The following is a 21,570-nucleotide window of genomic DNA, read 5'->3' on the forward strand; positions in this document are numbered from 1 at the left end:
GGTGCGCATATTCGCTCGGGCTTAACCGCTTGTTTGGGCTTGCGCTCTAAGCTCTTCCCTGACGTCAAACGAGGGGAAGTCACCGTCCTTTGGACACCGGCCTGTTGATAGCGCTGCTCAACCCGACGATCGCGCTGGCCCTCGGCGCGGCCTTCTTCGTGCTATGGATCTATCAGCGCCACCGGCCCTATCTGGCCGTGCTGGCGCTCAGCTACTGCGCTTCGGCGTCCGGCTTCCTGTTCCAGTATTTCACCTTGCCCATCGGCATGGTGCTGACCAAGCTGGTGTCCAATATCTGCTTCACCATCGCCGGCTGCTGCCTGTCGGCCGCCATCGTCGCCCGCTATGGCCGCAAGGTGCCCTATGTGGCGATCGGCGTGCTGGCCGGTGGTGGGCTGGCCTCGTTCTGCTGGTTCCTCTTCGTCGCGCCGGATCTCACCTGGCGCATCCTGGCGATGAATTTCGCCTTCGGCGGACTCAGCCTTCTGGTCGCCGCCGAACTCAGGCCGGTGCGCAACAACGGCCCGACCGAGAAAATCCTGTTCGTGCTGTCGCTGCTGTCGGGCCTCAACTTCTTCGTGCGTACGCTCGTCGTGGTCATCGCGCACGGGCCGTTCACCAGCTATGACGGGTTCTACGGCTCCTCCTATTGGACGACGGCGCTGCTGTCGCATGCGCTCTTGTCGCTGCTGATCGCGCTTTGCCTGTTCACCGCCGCGGCCCTCGACGTCATGAAGGCGCTGAAGGCCGAGACGCATACCGATCCGCTTTCGGGCCTGCTCAACCGTCGCGGCTTCGAGGAGCGCGCGGCCCAACTCCTGCAGCACTGCGCGATGGCCAGGTTTCCCGTGGCGCTGGTGCTGGCCGACCTCGATCATTTCAAGGCGCTCAACGACGTGCACGGGCATGCCGCCGGCGATCGGGTGATCGCCGATTTCGCCGCCAAGCTCCGCTTGGCCACCGGCGCGCGCGGCGCTGCCGGACGCATCGGCGGCGAGGAGTTCGCCGTGCTCCTGCCCTTGACCGATCTCGCCGCCGCGCGGCTGTTCGCCGAGGCGGTGCGCACGCTCTACTCGGCCGGCGGCGTCGATGGGCTTCCCGCCGGCACCAAGGTCACCGCCAGCTTCGGCGTGGCGGCCCGCAGCGGCGAGGAAGCGCTGGAGCCGTTGATGCGCCGTGCCGACGAGGCGCTCTACAAGGCCAAGAAGAACGGCCGCGACAGCGTGCGCCTATCTTACGAACGGCCCGAAACGCTGTTCGTGCCGGAGCCGTCCAGGGCCGGCTGAAGCCGCACATCCCGGCCCACGTTAACGTCTTTTTCGCCCGTCGGTGTTTAGGTGAGGCACGGGGTGGGAAAGAGATGAGCGGCGCGAACTTCATCCTGTTGATCAATTTGTCGGTTGCCGGCCTGCTGGCGGCATCCTTCATGGCGGTCGCGTTCCATGATGTCGGCCGCACTCCGGCGCGCTGGTTTGCTTCCGGCTATGTCCTGGGCATGATCTATTCGGCGATCGAATTCAGCATCCCCGCCTTCACCGATGCCCGGCTGCCGGTGGTCACCGCCTTCGCGGTTTTCCTTGGCGCGACAATGGCCTTCAACGCCGGACTGGCCCGCAAATACGGCGTGTCGCCGCCATGGTCGCCGATGCTGCTCTTCCTGGTCGCCGCCACCATCCTCGTCTATTTCGTCCAAGATCTGCCGCGCCAGTCACTGGTGCGCATGATGGCCTACCAGCTCCCCTATGCCGTCATGCAATTGGTCGGATTGGCCATCGTCAGGTCGTCCAGGCAAAGGCGTGGCCGGCTCGATCGCATCCTGATGGCGGTGCTCGCCGCCAGCGCTGCGCAGTTCGCGTCAAAGCCGTTCATCGCGCATGCGCTCGGCGGCTGGGGCGCCAATCCGCAGGCCTATCTGCAAAGCAACTACGCGCTGGTGTCGCAATCGCTCGGCACGGTCTTTGCCCTGGCCGTGGCGCTGCTGGCTCTGGCTATCCTGGTCCGCGATGTGTTGGCTGAAGTGACGTCGCGATCGGAGACAGACACACTTTCGAGACTGCTCAATCGCGGCGCCTTCACGCGCCAGGCCGAGCAAGCCGTGCTTGGCGCCATGCGGCAAGGCGTGCCGGTGGCGCTGGTCATCGCCGATCTCGATCATTTCAAGAGCATCAACGACAATTTCGGCCATGCTTCCGGCGACCGGGTGATTGAGACCTTTGCCGGTTTCCTGCGCGAAGCCGCCGCCGGGCACCATGTCGCGGGCCGCATCGGCGGTGAGGAATTCGCCATCATCCTGCCGGGAACCAATCTGGCCGCCGCCCGGCTGTTCGCCGAAGGCACGCGCAGCGCGTTCGGCGCGCTGCCCATCGACGGGCTGCCGGCGGACAATCGCTGCACGGCGAGTTTCGGGGTTGCCGAACTGCATCCGGGTGAAACCATCGCCGATCTCATGCGCCGCGCCGACGAGGCGCTCTATCTGGCCAAGAATGCCGGGCGCGACTGCGTCCGGGTCTCGTCCGGGCCTGGAGGCGAGTGGTCGTCCAGCGCCATCGTCATCAATTCCAGATCGGGATGACGTCCGGTTCGATCGTCACCCTGATCCGTCTCTTCGCCGTCTCAGCGAAACGATGAAGTGTTCTAGCGGCAGGGGCTGAGTTCCGGCATCTCGCCGTCGGAAAGCCCGTACATGTAGCTGCGGCCCTTGACGAAGACCGGCGGCCGGTAGCAATCGCCGTAGCCTGAAATCTCGTTGGATTCGTTCTGGTAGATCACCTTGGGCTGGCCGGCGCTGGTGTAGTCGGACAGTTGTTTGGCCAGCTTGCCCTCGCCGACGATGATGCGCTTGTAGCCGGCGGCGCTGTCGATAACGAGATTGCCGAAAGAATCGGCATAGACGCGATCCTGGTGGCGCCCATTGGCCAGCGTGGGCGTCGCCAGGCCGGCGAGCGAGACCGCCACCATAAGCGCCGAGAGGCGTGATCTGCTTGAGTTCGAACGCATGGTGTCTTCCTGATGGCTAGAGGAAAGCCTCCTCGAATCAGAAATTAACTCTTTCTTAACCTTTGTTAAGAGGCCGGCGCGTTGCGCGGCGATGTCTCGTCAAACATGGTTAATTTCCGACTGGAGGGAAAACCCGACGGCCATCATTCGGCCATGCTTGGCGGCACCATCGCGGCCGGCATCGAATGGGATCCAAAGGTGGCGTTGGGCGACCTTGATCTTGGCGCGGCATCGTGGCTAGTCTGCCGCGCGGGAGGACAGCATATGGCGCTACGCCGGACGGTTGGGGTGTCCGTTTTGCCGTTGCTTGCCATCGTTGCGGCCTGCGTGCCGCAGGATGGCGCGCCGAAGGCGGCCAATTTCGTCTCGCCCGCGCCGGCTCAGCAGCCCATCGCAGCCGCCGCGCGCCCGGCATCCGCGCCTCCAGCAGCGCCAACCAAGATCACCACCGATCTCACCGCGCCGCGATCCTCGGTGGGTACGGCGACCTATGGATGCGGCAATGGCAGTGCGATCACCATTCAGAATCTCGGCTCGTCGTTGCGTGTGATCGAGCCGAACGGCGCGACCGAAGAGTTTGCGGCGTCGCCCGCCAACCAGTCCAGCCGCTACCAGGAAGCCGCCACGCATAACGCAATCGTGATCGACGGGCGCGAGGCGCTGGTGATGAAGAGGGGATCTACGCCGCAGACCTGCAAACGCTAGTTCGACTCTTGGCACCAGCCGAGCCTGAACCAGATATGCTGCACTGCAGCGATATCGAGCCGGCTTCGGGTCCTCGACCCCTAATCGATTGAAGCCTCGACCTGCCTTTTTGTCAGACTAAATGACGTTTCCAAAACGATTTTCTGGCTTTGACGCGGTGCAAAAAGAGCATTAGAAACCGGCTGTCCGAAGTCGCAACCGGAAGCGGCAATGCCGCATTTCCACCTGAGGCTCCAGAGACGCCGAACCTGGGGGAGCCATGAGCAAATCACCAGCCACCCGCGAATTCGCCAGACGTGAACGGCCGCTGTCGCCGCACCTGACGATCTACCGGCCGCCGATCACGATGACGATGTCGATCATCCATCGCATCACCGGCGGGGCGCTTTACTTCGGCACGCTGCTGGTCGCCATCTGGCTGATGGCGGCGGCAAGCTCGCAGGCGACATTTGACTGGGTCAACTGGGCTTTCGGCACCTGGCTCGGGCGGCTGATCCTGTTCGGCTACACCTGGGCGCTGATGCATCACATGCTGGGCGGCGTGCGCCACCTGGTCTGGGATACGGGCGCCGGGCTAGAGAAGCACACCGCCTCGAAGATCGCCTGGGCGACGCTTGTCGGTTCGGTCCTGCTCACCTTGCTGATCTGGATCGCCGGCTATATGGCACGGGGAGCCTGATAATGAGCGGCAAGAACAACACCGACATGCGTACGCCGCTGGCGAAAGTCCGCGGTCTTGGCTCCGCCCGTGAGGGTACACAGCATTTCTGGCGTCAGCGCCTGACAGCCATCGCCAACATCCCGCTGACGCTGTTCTTCGTCGGGTTCCTGATCGCGCTCAACGGCGCCGGTTATACGGAAGTGCGCGCAGCCCTTGCCAATCCGTTCGTGGCGCTGGTGCTGGCCCTGGTGCTCATCTCCGGGCTCATCCATATGCGGCTCGGCATGCAGGTGATCATCGAGGACTACATCACGGGCGAAGGCCTGAAATTGGCGACGATCGCACTCAACACATTTTTCACCGTAGCGGTCGGCGTCGCCTCGATCTTCGCCCTGCTCAAGCTGGCATTCGGAGGCTGAAGTTGGCCAAGGACGCGAAATCAGCCAACACGGCAGGTTATAATTTTGTCGACCACAAGTTCGACGTGGTGGTCGTCGGCGCCGGGGGGGCTGGCCTGCGCGCCACGCTCGGCATGGCCGAGCAGGGGCTGCGCACCGCCTGCATCACCAAAGTGTTCCCGACGCGCTCGCACACGGTGGCCGCGCAAGGCGGCATCGCCGCTTCGCTGTCCAATATGGGTCCCGATTCCTGGCAGTGGCACATGTACGACACCGTCAAGGGGTCGGATTGGCTGGGCGATGTCGACGCCATGGAATATCTGGTGCGCGAAGCCCCGGCCGCGGTCTACGAGCTCGAGCATTACGGCGTGCCGTTCTCGCGCACCGAAGAAGGCAAGATCTACCAGCGGCCGTTCGGCGGCCACATGATGAATTACGGCGAAGGCCCGCCGGTGCAGCGCACCTGTGCGGCCGCCGACCGCACCGGCCACGCCATCCTGCACACGCTCTACGGCCAGTCGCTGAAGAACAACGCGCAGTTCTTCATCGAGTATTTCGCGCTCGACCTGATCATGGAACCGGACGGCACCTGCACCGGCGTCGTCGCCTGGAATCTCGATGACGGCACCATCCACCGCTTCTCGGCCAAGATGGTGGTGCTGGCGACCGGCGGCTATGGCCGCGCCTATTTCTCGGCGACCTCGGCGCACACCTGCACCGGCGACGGCGGCGGCATGGCGGCCAGAGCCGGCTTCCCGCTGCAGGACATGGAATTCGTGCAGTTCCACCCGACCGGCATCTACGGCGCCGGCTGCCTGATCACCGAAGGCGCGCGCGGCGAGGGCGGCTATCTCGTCAATTCCGAGGGCGAGCGCTTCATGGAGCGCTACGCGCCGTCGGCCAAGGACCTTGCCTCGCGCGACGTCGTCTCGCGCTGCATGACGCTGGAGATCCGCGAGGGCCGTGGCGTCGGCAAGAACAAGGACCATATTTTTCTCCACCTCGATCACCTCGATCCGGCGGTCTTGCACGAAAGGCTCCCGGGCATCTCGGAATCGGCCAAAATCTTCGCCGGCGTCGATCTCACCAAGGAGCCGATCCCGGTGCTGCCGACGGTGCACTACAATATGGGCGGCGTGCCGACCAATTATTGGGGCGAGGTGCTGAGCCCGACGGCCGAGAATCCAGACCGGGTTTCGCCCGGGCTGATGGCGGTGGGCGAGGCCGGCTGCGCCTCGGTGCACGGCGCCAACCGGCTGGGCTCGAACTCGCTGATCGACCTGGTGGTGTTCGGCCGCGCCGCCGCGATCCGCGCCGGGCAGGTCATCGACCGCAAATCGGCGATCCCGTCGCCCAACGAAGCCTCCGTCGAAAAGATCATGGATCGCTTCGACGGGCTGCGCCACGCCAATGGCTCGACGCCGACGGCGGTGCTGCGCGAGAAGATGCAGAAGGCGATGCAGGATGACGCCGCCGTGTTCCGCACGCAGGAATCGCTGGAAAACGGCTGCAAGCGCATTTCGCAGATCTGGGGCGAGCTCAAGGACATCAAGGTCTTCGACCGCTCGATGATCTGGAATTCCGACCTGGTCGAGACGCTGGAGCTGGAAAACCTGATGGCCAACGCCATCACCACCGTCTACAGCGCCGAGGCCCGCAAGGAGAGCCGCGGCGCGCACGCGCGTGAAGATTTTGCGTCGCGCGACGATGCCACCTGGCGCAAGCACACGCTGGCGCGCGTCGCCGAAGACGGCAAGGTGACGCTGAGCTACCGGCCTGTGCATACCGAGCCGCTGCTGGCCGAAAAGGACGGCGGCATCAGCCTCGCCAAGATCGCGCCCAAGGCCAGGGTGTACTGACGATGGCGCCGGCGGCCACGGGATATTCCGGCACGCCCCTTCCGGCCAAGCTCGGCCTGAAGGACGGCATGACTGCGGCCTTCATCGCGCTGCCGCCGGAGCTCGCCGACCTGACGGACGCCGTGGCATTTGCCGAAGTCGATCGGCTGGCCGAATGGTCCGACATTTCGGGCAGCCATCAGAGATACGACGCCGTCCACGCCTTCACCCGGCAGCGTGCCGAGATCGAGGATCGCCTCGGCGATATCGAGGCGGCGATCAAGCGTAACGGCATGGTCTGGGTGTCCTGGCCGAAAAAGGCATCGAAAGTGCCGACCGATGTCACCGAAGGTGTCGTGCGTACCGAGGCGCTGAAGCGCGACCTTGTCGACGTCAAGGTCGTCGCTGTCAATGAAATCTGGTCCGGGCTGAAGCTCGTCATCCGAAAGGACCTGAGGTAATGGTCGAACTGACGCTCCCCAAGAATTCCAAGATCCAGCAGGGCAAGACCTGGCCGAAGCCGGAAGGCGCTACCAATCTGCGGGAATACCGCATCTACCGCTGGTCGCCGGATGATGATGAGAACCCGCGCATCGACACCTATTTCGTCGACATGGACGATTGCGGGCCGATGGTGCTCGACGCGCTGCTCTACATCAAGAACAAGATCGACCCGACGCTGGCCTTGCGCCGCTCCTGCCGCGAAGGCATTTGCGGCTCCTGCGCCATGAACATCGACGGCTCCAACACGCTGGCCTGCACCAAGGGCTGCGACGACATTTCCGGCGCCGTGAAAGTCTATCCGCTGCCGCATATGCAGGTGGTCAAGGACCTGGTGCCCGACCTCACCAATTTCTACGCCCAGCATGCCTCGATCCAGCCCTGGCTGCAGACGGTGTCGCCGACGCCGGCCAAGGAATGGCTGCAGAGCCATGAGGACCGCGAAAAGCTCGACGGGCTCTATGAGTGCATATTGTGCGCCTGCTGCTCGACCTCGTGCCCGAGCTACTGGTGGAATGGCGACCGCTATCTCGGCCCGGCGACGCTCTTGCAGGCCTATCGCTGGCTGATCGACAGCCGCGACGAGGCCAAGGGCGAGCGGCTCGACAATCTCGAAGACCCGTTCCGGCTCTATCGCTGCCACACCATCATGAACTGCGCGCAGACTTGCCCGAAAGGCCTCAACCCGGCCAAGGCGATCGCGGAGATCAAGAAGATGATGGTGGAGAGAAGGGTTTAGGCGAAAGGATAGCCACCCAGTGAGCGAAGACCTTCCCGTCCTCAATCCCGTCGAAGTCCGCGTTCTCGGCTGCCTGATCGAGAAGAAGGAGCTGACGCCCGACGTCTATCCGCTGACGCTCAACAGTGCCCTTGCCGCCGCCAACCAGAAAACGGCGCGCGACCCGGTCATGGCGCTGGAACAGACGGAGGTGCACCGGGCGCTGAAGCTGCTCGAGCAGAAGGGGCTGGTGCGGCAGATGTTCGGCTCGCGCGTCGAGCGCTACGAGCATCAGATGGCGCAGCGCTTCTCGCTGACCACGCCGCAGACCGCCTTGATCGGCCTGCTCCTGCTGCGCGGACCGCAGACGGCGCATGAGCTCCTGGCGCGAGCCGAGCGCATGGCGCGGTTTTCGTCGATAGAAGACCTGCGCGCTGAACTCGACATGCTGATCGGCCGCCGGCCGCCGCTGGTCCAGGAAATCCCGCGTGGGCCGGGCCAACGCGAGGACCGCTACGTGCATCTCCTCGCCGGGCCGGTGGACGTTGCGGCGCTGTCGGCGCAGCGCAGCGCGCCGGCCATGCCTCATTCCGACCTGGAAGCGAGAGTGGAGGCGCTGGAGCAGGAAATCGCGGCATTGCGCGCCCGGCTTGACGCGCTGGGGGCGTAAATGCGGTCTAGGCAATCCGGGTTTCAATTATTGCCGAAGTTCGCGCCGCCCCTCATTGCCCTGCCGGGCATTTCTCCCCGTCACTATACGGGGAGAAAGGAACTGGCCGCGCCGCCGGCGCTTTCTTTGCAACGCTGGTGATTGGCAAAGCTGGCGACGACCGCGTCCCTCTCCCCGTCACTATACGGGGAGAGGATGCCGGCAGGCAGGTGAGGGGCAGCGCCGGCTTTTGAAATGAATAACGCTCGCAGACGGTAGTATCTTCTCACCCCAATTTCGCGTCGAGCGATACGTTGATGGCGCCGAGCGCCTTGGAGACCGGGCATTCGGCCTTGGCCTTCTCGGCCAATTCCTTGAATTTCGCCGCATCGATGCCGGGCACCTTGCCGACCAGCGTGATCGCGCTGCCGGTGATGCCGGTGCCTGGAACCAGTGTCACCACCGCCTTGGCGTCGAGTTCGGTGGCGGGCGTGCCGTTCTCGGCCAGGAAGTGCGAGAGCTGCATGGCGTAGCAGCCGGCATGCGCGGCCGCGATCAGCTCTTCGGGATTGGTGCCGGATTTGCCGCTTTCGTCCTCGAAGCGCGCCTTGAAGGAATAGGGCGTGCCCTTGAGCGTCCCGCTCTGGCTGTCGAGCGTGCCCTTGCCTTCTTTCAGATTGCCTTTCCAGACGGCGGTTGCGGTGCGGTCCATGAAGTCCTCCTTGGTTGTCGCTAACTTGGGGTTGTCGTGAACTTGGCCGGGCGAGCCCCGGCGTCGGGTCAACTATAGCGCGGGCGGTCGCGAAGACCACTGCGCTGTTTGGACCACGGCACGACGACGGCTCATTGCCGCCGGAAGCAATTTTGGGCCGCCTGCAAAAAATATTCGCGCAAAAATGTCGACTTCCATCCGGCCCGACCGTCCTGCGGGCGGCCATGGGATTTGTGGCCTGATGGAGGTTCACATGGACAATCTGTTTTTCGCACTGTGGAAGAGCCCGGGCCGCAAGTCCGGGCGACAGGAAGATTTCTGGCTGGACCCGCCGGCCCCTGTCTTCGGCAGGCTGCTGGCGGCGGTCGCCATCATCGGGGTCGCGGCGTGCCTTCTCGACCATGCGGCGGCGGTCGAAGGCAAGGCTGACACGCTCGTCGTCGCATCCTATGGTTCGTCTCAGCAGGAGAGCTCGCGATGAAATATGTCTGCCTGGTCTATGGCGAGGAAAAAGACCTCTACGCGTTGACAGCGGAGCGCGGGGCCAAGCTCGACGCGGATTCACTGGCCTATGACAGGTCCCTGGACCAGGAGGGCAAGCTGATCATCGCGCAGGCGCTGCAATCGGTGAGGACGTCGAAGTCGGTGCGACGGCGCGAGGGCAAGCGCCTCGTCACGGACGGCCCGTTCGCCGAAACCAAGGAGCAGCTGCTCGGCTTCGTCATGGTCGAGGCCGACAGCCTCGACGAAGCGCTGGACATCGCCGCCGGCATTCCGCTGGCCGAACTCGGTACGATCGAGGTCCGGGCGATCTACGACATACCGGGCTCATAGGCAGCACCTGGCTTGGCGGCCGGGCCTGCAGCCCGGCTTGTTTGATCGCCCAAGCTTCACCAGCCGCAATTGAATTTTCTTCGCCGGTGGCAACCCGTGCGTGTTGAAGCAACGCGGCAGTTCTCTTATCGTCGCACGCATTCCTGGGGGATTTCGACATGCCTTTCCTGATTGCTGTCCTTGGCGTGCTCGGGGCGGCGGCGTTCTGGTGGTACCGGATGAAGGCGATGAACGACGCCGCGCGCGAGGTCGCCGATGTCGTCGGGCGCGTGCAAGGCAATATCAGGCGCAAGAAGCTGCGCAAGCAGGCGGCCCTGTCCCCACTGACGGCGATCGACGATCCGGTGGTGGCCGCCGCGACGCTGATCACGGCGATCGTCTCGGAGAACGGGCCTATCCTGCCGCAGCGCGAGGCAGTCATCCGCGCCGTCATTTCCGAGATCGCCGACAAGAAGAAGACCGACGAGGCGGTGATCTACGCCAAATGGGCGGCGGCACAGATCGACGACACCACCATCGTCATCGACAAGCTGGCGCCGTTCCTGCGTGAACGTCTCGACGTCACCGAGCGCAACGATCTGCTGCAGATGGTCAACCGTGCGGCCCAGGGCGGCGAGAAGCGTCTGGAGATCGCCGATCAGCGCATTCTGCGGTTGCGGCAGAAGCTGGGTTTCGAGGTAAATTGAGGGTGTGCTGATATTCAGGTGAGGCCGGCCTGCAAACGACGGCTTCCTGCGCTTCCGGTGCTCACGTACTTAAGTACGCTCCGCTCCGGTTCTCGTAAGCCATCGTTTTCGACTCGGCCTGACCTGAATCTCAACACACCCTGGCGTGTGCGTGAGACAGTCAGATCGCCTCGCCCTTCAATAGCCTTGGCGTGCCGGCCGACAGTCCCGATGCCTGGCGGATGAAGAACGCCTTCAGGCGCGGCATGCGCTCGACGAGGCCGAGGCCGATATCGCGGACGGTGCGCAGCGGGGTGATGTCGTTGGAAAACAGCCGGTTCAGCACATCCGTCGTGACCCCCATCTGCACCGTGTCGAAGCGGCGCCATTGCTGGTAGCGTTCGAGCACGTCGAGCGCGCCGATGTCCTGGCCGAGCCGGTCGGCTTCGACAATCACCTCGGCAAGGGCTGCCACATCCTTGAAGCCGAGATTGAGGCCCTGGCCGGCGATCGGGTGGATGCCGTGGGCGGCGTCGCCGGCAAGGGCGACGCGCGGGGCGACGAAGGCGCGCGCGATGGTCAGACCAAGCGGCCAGGCGCGCGGCTTGTCGGCAACGCGGATCTCACCGAGCTTCAGCCCGAAACGCTGTTCCAGCTCATGCTCGAAGACGAGATCGTCGCCTTCCACCAGCGCTTTGGCATCTTCCGTGCGTTCGACCCAGACGATCGACGAGCGGTTGGTGCCGTCTTCATCGGGCTTCAGCGGCAATGTGGCAAAGGGGCCGGCGGGCAAAAAGTGCTCTTCGGCGCGGCCATTGTGCGGGCGTTCATGCGCCACGGTGCAGACGATGCCGGACTGGCCATAGTCCCATTTCACCGTCTTGATGCCGGCCATGTCGCGCAGCTTCGAATTGACGCCGTCGGCGGCGACCAGCAGCCGGGCGGTCAGCGCGGCGCCGTCGGCCAGATGCACCGTGATGCCGGCGCCATTGGTTTCGAAACCCTGCACCGCGACGCCTTCGATGATGTCGATGCCGAGCTTTTCGGCTTTGGCGCGCAAGGCGCCATTCAGCGACTTGTTGGCGACCATATGGGCGAAGGGCTCGCCCGGCGCCACTTCGCCGCCGAAGGTCAGGAAGACCGGGCGCACCGGATCGGCGCTGCGCGAATCGGTGATGATCATCTCGGTGATCGCCTGCGCCTGCGGCGCGATCTCGGCCCAGACGCCGAGCTGCTCGAGCATGCGGCAGGCGGCAGCCGCTATGGCCGAGGCGCGGCCGTCGCGTTGCCAGGCGCCGGCGGGCGCGGCATCGACCAGCGCCACGGCCAAATGGGGCCGCGCCTGCTTCAGCGAGACGGCGGTGGCCAGGCCGACATAGCCGGCGCCGGCGACGAGAACATCGAGCCCGGATCTGGTCTTGGCGTCCGCCTTGCGTTCCATAGTCTTGGCTCCTTGCGCGCCGGCCCGGCCTTGCGCCCTTGACGGCTCGTTCTTCCTGTCGGAAACCGCCATAGCAATTTTGCGGCGAGGTCACAAAACATGACGGCGGCGATGGACGAGCTTCTCAGCATTCTCGACCTCGAGAGGCTGGAACACAATCTGTATCGTGGTCGCAGCCCCCAGGTGGAGTGGCAGCGCGTGTTCGGCGGCCAGACGATCGCCCAAGCGCTTGTGGCGGCGCAGCGGACGGTGGAGCCGGACCGCTTCGTGCACTCGCTGCACGGCTATTTCATGCGGCCGGGCGACATCAGGGTGCCGATCGTCTACGAGGTCGACCGCATCCGCGACGGCGGCTCCTTCACCACCCGCCGCGTGCTGGCGATCCAGCACGGACAGGCGATCTTTTCGCTGGAAGCCTCGTTCCAGGTCGACGAGAAGGGGCTGGAGCACCAGTTCGCGCTGCCGGACGACGTGCCGCCGCCGGAAGGGCTGCAGACGCAGCGCCAGCTGCTCGAAAGGGCCGAACGTGTGCCAGAAGCGGTGCGCCGCTTCTGGGCGCGCGAGCGGCCGCTGGAGCTCAGGCCGGTCAATCTCCAGCACTATGAGAGCCGCGACAAGCTGCCGCCCCGGCAGAATGTCTGGATCCGCCTTGCCGGCCCGGTTCCCGACGACCGTGCGCTGCAGTCGGTGCTGCTCGCCTATCTCTCCGACATGACGCTGCTGGACACCTCGACCTTCGCGCATGGGCGCGGCCTGTTCGATCCCGACATCCAGGCGGCGAGCCTCGACCATTCGATGTGGTTCCACCGGCCGCATTCGCTCGACGGCTGGCTGCTCTATGCGCAGGACAGCCCGTCGAGTTCGGGATCACGCGGCTTCAGCCGCGGCACGCTCTATGCGCGCGACGGCACGCTGATCGCCTCGATGGCGCAGGAAGGGTTGATCCGGCTCAAGCGTTGAGCATTGCTGAGTCTTGTTTGAGCAGGATCACCGGACAAACGAAAACCGTTTGTCCGGGAAAACCGGGCACGGCTTTTGGGGATCGTGCTCAAAGCCGGCAAATTAGGCAAAATCGAAAAATTGCATAATTTTTGAGCACATGCCGTGCCGCAGGCATTGGCACCTGCTGCCTCCAATCGCCTCATTCCCTTTGTTTACAACAGGTTACCACGCTGCTTCGGCACTTGGCACGGAGCTTGAATCCTTGGGGGCACTCTCCGGCTCTTTGGGATCGGTGAAGGTGTGCAAACGCGGGGGACCGCAACAGCAAAGGGTGAAACCTTATGAAAATCGTGATGGCAATCATCAAGCCGTTCAAGCTGGACGAGGTGCGCGAAGCGCTCACCGCCGTCGGCATCCAGGGCCTGACCGTCACCGAAGTCAAAGGCTACGGGCGTCAGAAGGGACATACGGAAATCTATCGCGGTGCGGAATACGCGGTCAGTTTCCTGCCGAAGATCAAGATCGAGGTCGCGGTCAGTGCCGACACGGTCGACAAGGCCGTCGAAGCCATCACCGCCGCGGCCAAGACCGGCCAGATCGGCGACGGCAAGATCTTCGTTTTCGGCATCGATCAGGCGGTGCGCATCCGCACCGGCGAAACAGACACCGACGCGCTCTGAGCGGCGAACACGTATTCCAATGGAGAGTTCAATGAATATTTCTTCCACCTTGAAGACGACGGGACGGGCGGCCCTGCTGGGCTCGCTTGCTCTGGCAGCATTGGGCAGCGTCGCCGCCTTTGCGCAGGAAGCCGCCCCGGCCGCTGCCGCCGCCGCGCCGGCTGCCGCTCCCACCCCGGTGCTCGACACCGGCAACACCGCCTGGATGCTGACCTCGACGGCCCTGGTGCTGATGATGACCATTCCGGGCCTGGCGCTGTTCTACGGCGGCATGGTGCGCAAGAAGAACGTGCTCGCCACCGTCATGCAGAGCTTTGCCATCACCTGCCTGGTGACGGTGCTGTGGTTCATGTTCGGCTATTCGCTGGCCTTCTCCGACGGCGGCGGCATGAATGCCTATCTCGGCGGCTTCTCGAAATTCTTCCATCACGGCATCACCACCTCGACGCTGTGGGCGCCGGGGGTAGCGAACATTCCTGAATTCGTCTTCTCGATGTTCCAGATGACCTTCGCCATCATCACGCCCGCCCTCATCGCCGGCGCCTTCGCCGAGCGCATGAAGTTCTCGGCGCTGCTGATCTTCATGGCGCTCTGGCTGCTGGTCGTCTACGTGCCGGTCGCGCATTGGGTCTGGGGCGGCGGTTTCCTCGCCGGTTGGGGCGTGCTCGACTTCGCCGGTGGCACGGTCGTCCACATCAACGCCGGTGTCGCGGGCCTGGTCTGCGCGCTGGTCCTGGGCAAACGCGAAGGCTACGGCACCACCAACATGGCGCCGCATAACCTGGTCTATTCGGTGATCGGCGCCTCGCTGCTGTGGGTCGGCTGGTTCGGCTTCAACGCGGGTTCGGAACTGGCGGCCGACGGCCTTGCCGGTGCCGCCATGCTCAACACCCAGGTCGCCACCGCTGCCGCGGCGCTCGCCTGGATGTTCGCGGAATGGATCGTCGCCAAGAAGCCCTCGGTGCTCGGCATCATCTCGGGTGCCGTCGCCGGTCTCGTCGCGGTCACCCCGGCTTCCGGCTTCGTCAACCCGACCGGCGCCTTCATCGTCGGCATCGTCGCCGGCGTGCTCTGCTACATCTCGGCGGTCAAGGTGAAGCACATGTTCGGCTATGACGACTCGCTCGATGCCTTCGGCGTCCATGGCGTCGGCGGCATCATCGGTGCGTTGCTGACCGGCGTGCTCGCCGATCCGGCAATCAACAGCCTGTCGTCGGGAGCTTCGCTCGTGAAGCAGTTCTACGGCGTTGCTGTCACCATCATATGGACGGCGATCGCCACCTTCGTGATCCTCTACATCGTCAAGGCGCTGGTCGGCCTGCGTCCGACGACCCAGGAAGAGGTCGAAGGCCTCGACATCTCCCAGCATGGCGAAGTGGTGCCGTAAGGCCAGCCTCGCCAAGGGGCCGGCGGATCCTCCTCCCGCCGGTCCCATATTTTCACGCAATCCCGGGTAACCCGCAATTCGGCTTTCCCTGGAGCTGCTCCCAAGATCCCGTCGTGACGCTCTCGAAAGAGGCTCACGCATTGAGGCCCGAAGCAATTCGGGTCTCTTTTTTTGGAAAATCGTACGCTCCGAAAAGATGAAGAAGGAATCGTTTTTCGACGCGATCACGTTCGCGTGATCCGCCAACGGGAAGAAACATAGAGCCTCCCGGCTCCGTACTGGCGTTAGCAGGCGCCGTTCTGGCGCTCGCTACCAACAGGGAAGGAACCAACTGATGAACGTCAAGAACATACTCCTGGGAGCACTGGCTCTGTCGATGGTCAGCGGTATTGCACTTGCTGGCGCGCTCGACGAGCCCGACAATATGGCGCCGTTCTTCACCGATGCCGGCATGAAGACCATGAAATCGGAGGCGGATTTCAAGGCAGCCTGGGCCTCGACGGCCAAGGACAAGCAGGACAAGATGATGAAGGAGTGTCAGGACGCAGCGATGAGCAAGCCTCACGCCGAATTCTGCGCCAACCTGATGATGTACGCTGGTCACAAGTGATCGCGCGAGATCGGGCAGAGGCCCGATCCATTTGTTTGTCGAGCGAAGCAATGGCGGGTCTACGTGCCCGCCATTGCATCGTTAGCCAGTGCGCTTTGGCGGAGACCGCAGGCGTTCCCGATGCCGTCCGGGTGGCAGGTCTATCCGCCCGCGCCGTCGTCCATCGTGGTGTTTGTCAGCGTCTCATAGGCACTGCTGCACATCTGGGAACGGGGGCAATTGCGGACAATCAATGTCGGCGCCACCGTCAGGATGGCCGCAATCAGAATCTGCAGGGCAAGAGCCTGCGCCCCAAATCCCTTGCCGACGAGAGCCCTGCACAAAAAGTACAGGCCCTGAATTAGGCAGGCGCAGGCGAGCAGGTGCAGGAGTGGGCCGGTCGCCCCGGCAAAGGGCGTCACGTGACCGTCCGGAAAGCCGACCATGCCGAGCTCGACGAACCAGTGCACGGCGAGCAGGAGACTAAGCCCTGCCCAGGCCAGAGCCGCCACGCGAAGGACGATAGACCGCATGCCTCTATCCATCCCGGTGGCCGCACGGCAACGTTGCACATCCCGCCCGCTTCCGCTGCAACCTGAAGTGATCGGTTTGACGATCTCAACTTCTTATAGTTAATGCGCCCTTAACCTTCCCCCCGATAGTCTGGCATCCGAATCTGCCGGAGTGCGTCATGCGCTCGGGCCAGGCAATCACTGACGGGGAAGAGCATGCGTTCAGGGGCTTCAGCACCGCTCGCGATGACCGATACGGGACACGGCATCCAGGCTTTCGCGCGGCGCCAGGTCGGCCGGCTGGTCGGCGCCGGCCTGTTTCTGGCCGTGTCCTTCGGGGTCGCCAGCCTCGCCACCTGGAACGTTGCCGATCCAAGCTTCTCGCATGCCACCAACAACACCGTCACCAACGCCATGGGCTATGCCGGCGCGGTCTTCTCCGACCTCGCCATGCAGTTCTTCGGCCTTGCCGCGGTTGCCGCGCTGGTTCCGGCTGTGATCTGGGGCTATCTCCTGTTTTCGGCGCGCGGCGTCGACAGGCTGCCCAAGCGCGGGCTGTTCTGGTTCGGTTTCGCGCTGCTCGCCGCCGCGATCGCCGGCTGCATCGTTCCGCCCAAGACCTGGCCGCTGCCCACCGGCCTCGGCGGCGTGTTCGGCGACATGGTGCTCAAGATTCCCGGCGTCCTCATCGGCGGCTATCCGACCGGGCTGATCGCCAGCGTGCTGGCCGTGCTGCTGGCCGCGCCAACGCTCTGGCTGTTCGCCTATGGCTCGGCGCTGATCGGCCGCAAGAACGGCTTCGCCGTGATGGAAGAGCCGGCGGCCGCCGACCCGCGCGAGGACGATCTTCTGTTCGACAATGAGGAGGATGAGGGCGACGAGGGCATATTGGCGCTCGGCGCCATCACCCATTGGTGGCTGTCGCTGCGCGCGTGGATGCATCGCCGCGCGGTGCGCCGCAGGCAGGAGCGCGACGAATACGAGCCGGAGATGGAGCCGCGCCCCAGCGCCTGGCGACGCGCCGCCGAGCGCGTCGAATCGGCAGAGTTCGCCGAGCAGCGGATGAGCCATGACGGCCGCGCCCGCGTCGAGCCGGAATTCTTCGCCGCCCTGGTCAATGATCGCAGCGTATCGGTCGATCCGGACGATGACGATATCTTCGACCGCGACGACGAGGACATGGATTTCGACGACGAGCCGGTCGCCCAGCGCCGTGCTGCGCCAACGGCCAAGGTGCAGCAGTTCCGCTCCGACGCCGCGACCCGCGTCGAGGCGCCGGCGCCGCGCCCGGCGCCGGGCGCGCGCGTCCAGCGCGAGGCGCAGACCTCGCTGATCGGCTCGGACAAGTTCGAAATGCCGTCGCTGCATTTCCTGTCCGAACCGAAGAACGTCGCGCGCGACCCAAGTCTCTCCAAGGATGCGCTGGAGCAGAACGCGCGTCTGCTCGAAGGCGTGCTGGAGGATTTCGGCGTCAAGGGCGAGATCATCGCCGTACGGCCCGGCCCGGTGGTCACCCTCTATGAGCTGGAACCGGCGCCCGGCATCAAATCGTCGCGCGTCATCGGCCTCTCCGACGACATCGCCCGCTCGATGAGCGCGATCGCGTGCCGCGTCGCCGTGGTGCCCGGCCGCAACGCCATCGGCATCGAATTGCCGAACGCCAAGCGCGAGACGGTCTACCTCAGGGAGATCATGGCCAGTCGCGACTTTGAAACCACCAAGGCAAAGCTGGCTCTGGCGCTGGGCAAGACGATCAATGGCGAGGCCGTCATCGTCGACATCGCCAAGATGCCGCACGTGCTGGTCGCCGGCACCACCGGTTCGGGCAAGTCGGTCGCCATCAACACCATGATCCTGTCGTTGCTCTACCGGCTGACGCCGCAGGAATGCCGGCTGATCATGATCGATCCGAAGATGCTGGAACTCTCCGTCTATGACGGCATCCCGCATCTGCTTACGCCCGTCGTCACCGATCCGAAGAAGGCGGTGGTGGCGCTGAAATGGACCGTGCGGGAAATGGAAGACCGCTACCGCAAGATGTCCAAGGTCGGCGTGCGCAACATCGACGGTTTCAACGCCCGCGTTCAACTGGCCGAGAAGAAGGGCGAAAAGATCTCGCGCACCGTGCAGACCGGCTTCGACCGCCAGACCGGCGAGGCGATCTACGAGACGGAGGACCTCGATCTCGAGCCGATGCCCTACATCGTCGTCATCATCGACGAAATGGCCGACCTGATGATGGTCGCCGGCAAGGACATCGAGGGCGCGGTGCAGCGCCTGGCGCAGATGGCGCGCGCCGCCGGCATCCATGTCATCATGGCGACGCAGCGCCCGTCGGTCGACGTCATTACCGGCACCATCAAGGCCAACTTCCCGACCCGTATCTCCTTCCAGGTCACCTCCAAGATCGACAGCCGCACCATTCTGGGCGAGCAGGGCGCCGAGCAGCTGCTCGGCATGGGCGACATGCTCTACATGGCCGGCGGCGGCCGCATCCAGCGCGTGCATGGTCCCTTTGTCTCCGACGACGAGGTCGAGAAGATCGTCGGGCACCTGAAGTTGCAGGGCGTGCCCGAATATCTCGACGCCATCACCGAGGATGACGGTGAGGACGAGGACGAACCGTCCGGCAAGGGTGGTGGCACCAGTGGCGGTGGCGGCGGCAATTTCGAGGATTCCGACGACCCCTACGACCAGGCGGTGGCGGTGGTGCTGCGCGACGGCAAGGCATCGACCAGCTACATCCAGCGCCGGCTCGGCATCGGCTACAACCGCGCCGCCTCGATCATCGAGAAAATGGAAAAGGAAGGCATTGTCGGCCCGGCCAACCATGCCGGAAAACGCGAAATCCTGGTGCCCACCGAGGACGACAAGTTCTGATGGCGGGGCGCTCACGGCAACCTTGAACTCTCTGGCGCGTTGAGGCGAAGCAGCGCCGCTCTACCGCCAAATTTCAGCCCAACTGGGGGTTCAGGACAGCGACGGATACAGGAATCACCACGAGAGTGACCAACATGAAAAACGATCTTTCCAAGCTCAGCGATTTCGCCCCGACGCGCCGCCAGCTCCTCGGCCTCGGCCTTGTCGCAGCGGGTGCAGCCGCCTTCAACGTGGTGCCCGGGTTCGAGCTTCTGGCCTCGGCGCAGGCGGCCGTGCCCGCCGCCGCGCAGAAGATCGCCGACCATTTTTCCTCGGTCAAATCGATGAGTGGCGAGTTCGTGCAATTCGGCCCCAAGGGCGAGCAGACCGGCGGCAAATTCTTCCTCGAGCGGCCGGGCAAAATCCGCTTCAACTATGACGGGGCGTCGAATTTCAAGGTGATTTCCGACGGCAAGTCGGTGGTCATCCTCAACAAGAAAATGAACACATCGGACCTCTATCCGTTGTCGAAGACGCCGCTGAAGCTGCTGCTCGATGACCGGATCGACCTCTCCGGCGACCGCGTCAAGAGCGTCAAGGAAGAGGACGACCTCACCACCATCAAGCTTGCCGACAAGTCGGTGTTCGGCAATGCGACGATCACCATGATGTTCGATCCGAAAACCTATGATCTGCGCCAGTGGACGATCACCGACGCGCAAGGCAAGGACACCACGGTAATGATCTTCAACACCAAGGAAGGCGTCAGCTTCGCGCCCGACACATTTGCGATCGACTATACGGCGAACCGCGAGCTGAACACGAAGACGCGCTAAGTACGCAGATATTCAGGTGAGGCCGACCTGCTGATGGCGGGCGCCTTAGGCGGCCGCGCCTGAGCAGGTTTCCCAGCATGGCCCGGCTTGTCTTTGCGGCGCTTGGCTGGCAGTTTCCGGACTGACTCCCTCAAAAGGCGTCTTCCGCGTCAGGGTCCATCGGTCCTGGCTGGGAAGCACGCTGTCCCGGATTGCCAATGCCCTTTTCCATCGCCACCTGGAACATCAACTCGGTTCGCCTGCGCATGCCGATCGTGGAGCGATTGCTCGATGAATACGCGCCAGACGTGCTCTGCCTGCAGGAAACCAAGGTTCCCGACGAACTGTTTCCCGAAAAGGCGTTCCGCAGGCTCGGCTACCAGCACATCGCGTTCCATGGCCAGAAGGGCTACCACGGCGTGGCCACGGTGGCGCGGCGGCCGATCGAGGTGGTGGAAAAGCGCCGCTTCTGCGAGATCGAGGACAGCCGTCATCTGTCGGTGACGGTGCGCGCCGGCGGCAAGACGATCCTGCTGCACAATTTCTACGTGCCGGCGGGCGGCGACGAGCCCGATCCCGAAATCAACAAGAAATTCAAGCACAAGCTCGATTTCGTCGCCGAGATGAACGCCATCCGCGCCGAGCACAGCGAAGTGTCCGCCTCGGTGCTGGTCGGCGATCTCAACATCGCGCCGCTCGAGCACGACGTCTGGTCGCACAAGCAATTGCTCAACGTGGTCAGCCACACGCCGGTCGAGACCGAAAATTTCGAAGCGATGCGGCTCGCCGGCAACTGGGTCGACCTGATGCGGCACAACGTGCCATTGGACGAGAAGCTCTACACCTGGTGGAGCTATCGCGCGCAGGACTGGGAAGCGTCGAACCGGGGCCGGCGGCTCGACCATGTCTGGTCCTCGCCCAATCTGGTGCCTGATTTCGCCGGCTACGAAATCCTGCGGGCGGCGCGCGGCTGGGAGCGGCCGTCGGACCATGTGCCTGTGATCGCGCGGTTCGATCTGGATTAGGCCGCAGGCCAAAGGGGTCGTTGAATGGAGATAGTGGCAGCACGAGAGCCGGACGTGACATCGGCGGCCGACTGTCTGGCGGCTGCCTTTGCCGATGATCCGCAGATGGCTTTTTTCTTCCCGGGCGATCCTCCGCTGCGTCGGGACCTGGTGACGGAGTTCTTCTCGATCCTGATGGCGGCGCGCCTGGCGCTTGGAATGCCTGTGCTGCTGTTAAAGAGCGATGGTCGCATCCTTGGTGCGGCGATGGGCTATGATACGCAGCGGCCTGAATGGCCTCCGGCGCACCAGCAGAGATGGGCTTTGCTTCAGCAAAGGCAGGCATCGATGGCTTCGCGCTTCGAGCGGGCAGACGCCATAAGTGAAGAATACAAGCCGCAGGAACCGCATTTCTACCTTGGGGTCTTGGGCGTTCACCCCTCGATGCAGGGAAAAGGGGCTGGCGGCGCGCTGATCAAGGCTTATTGCGATCTTGCCGAAAGAGATCCTGTCTCGGCAGGGACGTTTCTCGAAACCGCACAAAGCAAGAATTTGGCTTTCTATAAGCACTGCGGGTTTCAACTCCTCGGCCAAGGTGAACTTGCGCCAGGGAAGCCATTCTGGTGTCTGTTCAGGCCAAAACCTGTTCGAGACGGCAATTAG

General features: G+C 63.9%; 24 protein-coding genes. 20 read left to right on the top strand and 4 right to left on the bottom strand.

What is annotated here, in order from left to right; all coding sequences use genetic code 11:
* Positions 1-89 precede the first annotated feature (89 nt).
* Both AC1DPX_RS05720 and AC1DPX_RS05725 read left to right on the top strand, forming a co-directional pair.
* Positions 90-1,286: a GGDEF domain-containing protein gene (locus AC1DPX_RS05720; protein ID WP_202357215.1), complete on the top strand. Its 1,197-nt coding sequence runs from the start codon at positions 90-92 to the stop codon at positions 1,284-1,286.
* Between the two features lie 74 nt (positions 1,287-1,360).
* Positions 1,361-2,572 (top strand): GGDEF domain-containing protein, encoded by a 1,212-nt coding sequence (locus tag AC1DPX_RS05725; protein WP_477235155.1) that lies wholly within the window; start codon positions 1,361-1,363, stop codon positions 2,570-2,572.
* A 62-nt stretch (positions 2,573-2,634) separates the two neighbouring features.
* Here AC1DPX_RS05725 and AC1DPX_RS05730 read toward each other — a convergent pair whose 3' ends face one another.
* Entirely contained in the window at positions 2,635-2,997 is a 363-nt protein-coding gene (locus AC1DPX_RS05730; protein ID WP_477235157.1) for a hypothetical protein, read from the bottom strand.
* 81 nt (positions 2,998-3,078) lie between these two features.
* Between AC1DPX_RS05730 and AC1DPX_RS05735 the strand changes: the two genes are divergently transcribed.
* From AC1DPX_RS05735 to AC1DPX_RS05765, 7 genes are all read left to right on the top strand, one after another.
* A complete protein-coding gene (locus tag AC1DPX_RS05735; protein ID WP_477235158.1) occupies positions 3,079-3,702 on the top strand; it encodes a hypothetical protein in 624 nt (207 codons plus the stop codon).
* Between the two features lie 259 nt (positions 3,703-3,961).
* A complete protein-coding gene (gene sdhC, locus AC1DPX_RS05740; RefSeq protein WP_010912305.1) occupies positions 3,962-4,381 on the top strand; it encodes a succinate dehydrogenase, cytochrome b556 subunit in 420 nt (139 codons plus the stop codon).
* Positions 4,382-4,383: 2 nt separating this feature from the next.
* On the top strand, positions 4,384-4,782 hold the full coding sequence (gene sdhD / locus AC1DPX_RS05745) for a succinate dehydrogenase, hydrophobic membrane anchor protein (RefSeq protein ID WP_202357218.1): 399 nt from the start codon (positions 4,384-4,386) through the stop codon (positions 4,780-4,782).
* 2 nt (positions 4,783-4,784) lie between these two features.
* Positions 4,785-6,620, top strand: coding sequence for a succinate dehydrogenase flavoprotein subunit (gene sdhA / locus AC1DPX_RS05750; protein WP_202357219.1), 1,836 nt, complete (start codon positions 4,785-4,787; stop codon positions 6,618-6,620).
* Between the two features lie 2 nt (positions 6,621-6,622).
* Positions 6,623-7,060, top strand: a complete 438-nt coding sequence (locus AC1DPX_RS05755; protein WP_477235160.1) for a DUF3052 domain-containing protein — start codon at positions 6,623-6,625, stop codon at positions 7,058-7,060.
* The gene (locus AC1DPX_RS05760) at positions 7,060-7,839 is read left to right on the top strand and encodes a succinate dehydrogenase iron-sulfur subunit (RefSeq protein WP_202357221.1); all 780 of its coding nucleotides are present in this window, start codon (positions 7,060-7,062) and stop codon (positions 7,837-7,839) included. Before AC1DPX_RS05755 ends, AC1DPX_RS05760 begins: the two co-directional genes overlap by 1 nt.
* Before the next feature lie 19 nt (positions 7,840-7,858).
* Positions 7,859-8,488 (top strand): YceH family protein, encoded by a 630-nt coding sequence (locus tag AC1DPX_RS05765; protein WP_477235162.1) that lies wholly within the window; start codon positions 7,859-7,861, stop codon positions 8,486-8,488.
* 265 nt (positions 8,489-8,753) lie between these two features.
* On the opposite strand, the gene AC1DPX_RS05770 is transcribed toward AC1DPX_RS05765, so the two are convergent.
* Positions 8,754-9,179: an OsmC family protein gene (locus tag AC1DPX_RS05770; RefSeq protein WP_477235164.1), complete on the bottom strand. Its 426-nt coding sequence runs from the start codon at positions 9,177-9,179 to the stop codon at positions 8,754-8,756.
* Between the two features lie 253 nt (positions 9,180-9,432).
* Between AC1DPX_RS05770 and AC1DPX_RS05775 the strand changes: the two genes are divergently transcribed.
* From AC1DPX_RS05775 to AC1DPX_RS05785, 3 genes are all read left to right on the top strand, one after another.
* Complete coding sequence (locus AC1DPX_RS05775; protein WP_477235166.1) at positions 9,433-9,660, top strand: hypothetical protein; 228 nt, start codon at positions 9,433-9,435, stop codon at positions 9,658-9,660.
* Entirely contained in the window at positions 9,657-10,013 is a 357-nt protein-coding gene (locus AC1DPX_RS05780) for a YciI family protein (protein WP_202357224.1), read from the top strand. Before AC1DPX_RS05775 ends, AC1DPX_RS05780 begins: the two co-directional genes overlap by 4 nt.
* A gap of 158 nt (positions 10,014-10,171) precedes the next feature.
* Complete coding sequence (locus tag AC1DPX_RS05785; RefSeq protein WP_202357225.1) at positions 10,172-10,699, top strand: hypothetical protein; 528 nt, start codon at positions 10,172-10,174, stop codon at positions 10,697-10,699.
* Positions 10,700-10,859: 160 nt separating this feature from the next.
* Here the strand turns inward: AC1DPX_RS05785 and AC1DPX_RS05790 are convergent, their stop codons facing one another.
* Positions 10,860-12,119: a ubiquinone biosynthesis hydroxylase gene (locus AC1DPX_RS05790; RefSeq protein WP_477235168.1), complete on the bottom strand. Its 1,260-nt coding sequence runs from the start codon at positions 12,117-12,119 to the stop codon at positions 10,860-10,862.
* A gap of 99 nt (positions 12,120-12,218) precedes the next feature.
* Between AC1DPX_RS05790 and tesB the strand changes: the two genes are divergently transcribed.
* The 4 genes from tesB (at position 12,219) to AC1DPX_RS05810 (ending at position 15,738) form a co-directional block, all read left to right on the top strand.
* The gene (gene tesB, locus AC1DPX_RS05795; RefSeq protein ID WP_027042889.1) at positions 12,219-13,079 is read left to right on the top strand and encodes an acyl-CoA thioesterase II; all 861 of its coding nucleotides are present in this window, start codon (positions 12,219-12,221) and stop codon (positions 13,077-13,079) included.
* A 323-nt stretch (positions 13,080-13,402) separates the two neighbouring features.
* Complete coding sequence (locus AC1DPX_RS05800) at positions 13,403-13,741, top strand: P-II family nitrogen regulator (RefSeq protein ID WP_010912291.1); 339 nt, start codon at positions 13,403-13,405, stop codon at positions 13,739-13,741.
* 205 nt (positions 13,742-13,946) lie between these two features.
* Positions 13,947-15,128, top strand: a complete 1,182-nt coding sequence (locus AC1DPX_RS05805) for an ammonium transporter (RefSeq protein WP_446721203.1) — start codon at positions 13,947-13,949, stop codon at positions 15,126-15,128.
* 334 nt (positions 15,129-15,462) lie between these two features.
* Positions 15,463-15,738, top strand: coding sequence for a hypothetical protein (locus AC1DPX_RS05810; protein ID WP_477235169.1), 276 nt, complete (start codon positions 15,463-15,465; stop codon positions 15,736-15,738).
* A 140-nt stretch (positions 15,739-15,878) separates the two neighbouring features.
* On the opposite strand, the gene AC1DPX_RS05815 is transcribed toward AC1DPX_RS05810, so the two are convergent.
* Positions 15,879-16,250: a hypothetical protein gene (locus AC1DPX_RS05815; RefSeq protein WP_477235171.1), complete on the bottom strand. Its 372-nt coding sequence runs from the start codon at positions 16,248-16,250 to the stop codon at positions 15,879-15,881.
* Between the two features lie 195 nt (positions 16,251-16,445).
* Here AC1DPX_RS05815 and AC1DPX_RS05820 point away from each other — a divergent pair, with 195 nt between their 5' ends.
* The 4 genes from AC1DPX_RS05820 (at position 16,446) to AC1DPX_RS05835 (ending at position 21,570) form a co-directional block, all read left to right on the top strand.
* A complete protein-coding gene (locus AC1DPX_RS05820) occupies positions 16,446-19,109 on the top strand; it encodes a DNA translocase FtsK (RefSeq protein ID WP_477235173.1) in 2,664 nt (887 codons plus the stop codon).
* Positions 19,110-19,243: 134 nt separating this feature from the next.
* Positions 19,244-19,924: an outer-membrane lipoprotein carrier protein LolA gene (locus AC1DPX_RS05825; RefSeq protein ID WP_202357231.1), complete on the top strand. Its 681-nt coding sequence runs from the start codon at positions 19,244-19,246 to the stop codon at positions 19,922-19,924.
* A gap of 197 nt (positions 19,925-20,121) precedes the next feature.
* On the top strand, positions 20,122-20,928 hold the full coding sequence (xth, locus tag AC1DPX_RS05830; RefSeq protein WP_202357232.1) for an exodeoxyribonuclease III: 807 nt from the start codon (positions 20,122-20,124) through the stop codon (positions 20,926-20,928).
* 24 nt (positions 20,929-20,952) lie between these two features.
* Positions 20,953-21,570 carry a GNAT family N-acetyltransferase gene (locus AC1DPX_RS05835; RefSeq protein ID WP_477235175.1) on the top strand — a complete coding sequence of 206 codons (618 nt, stop codon included), beginning with the start codon at positions 20,953-20,955 and terminating at the stop codon, positions 21,568-21,570.

This window comes from Mesorhizobium sp. 01N446, assembly GCF_056399285.1.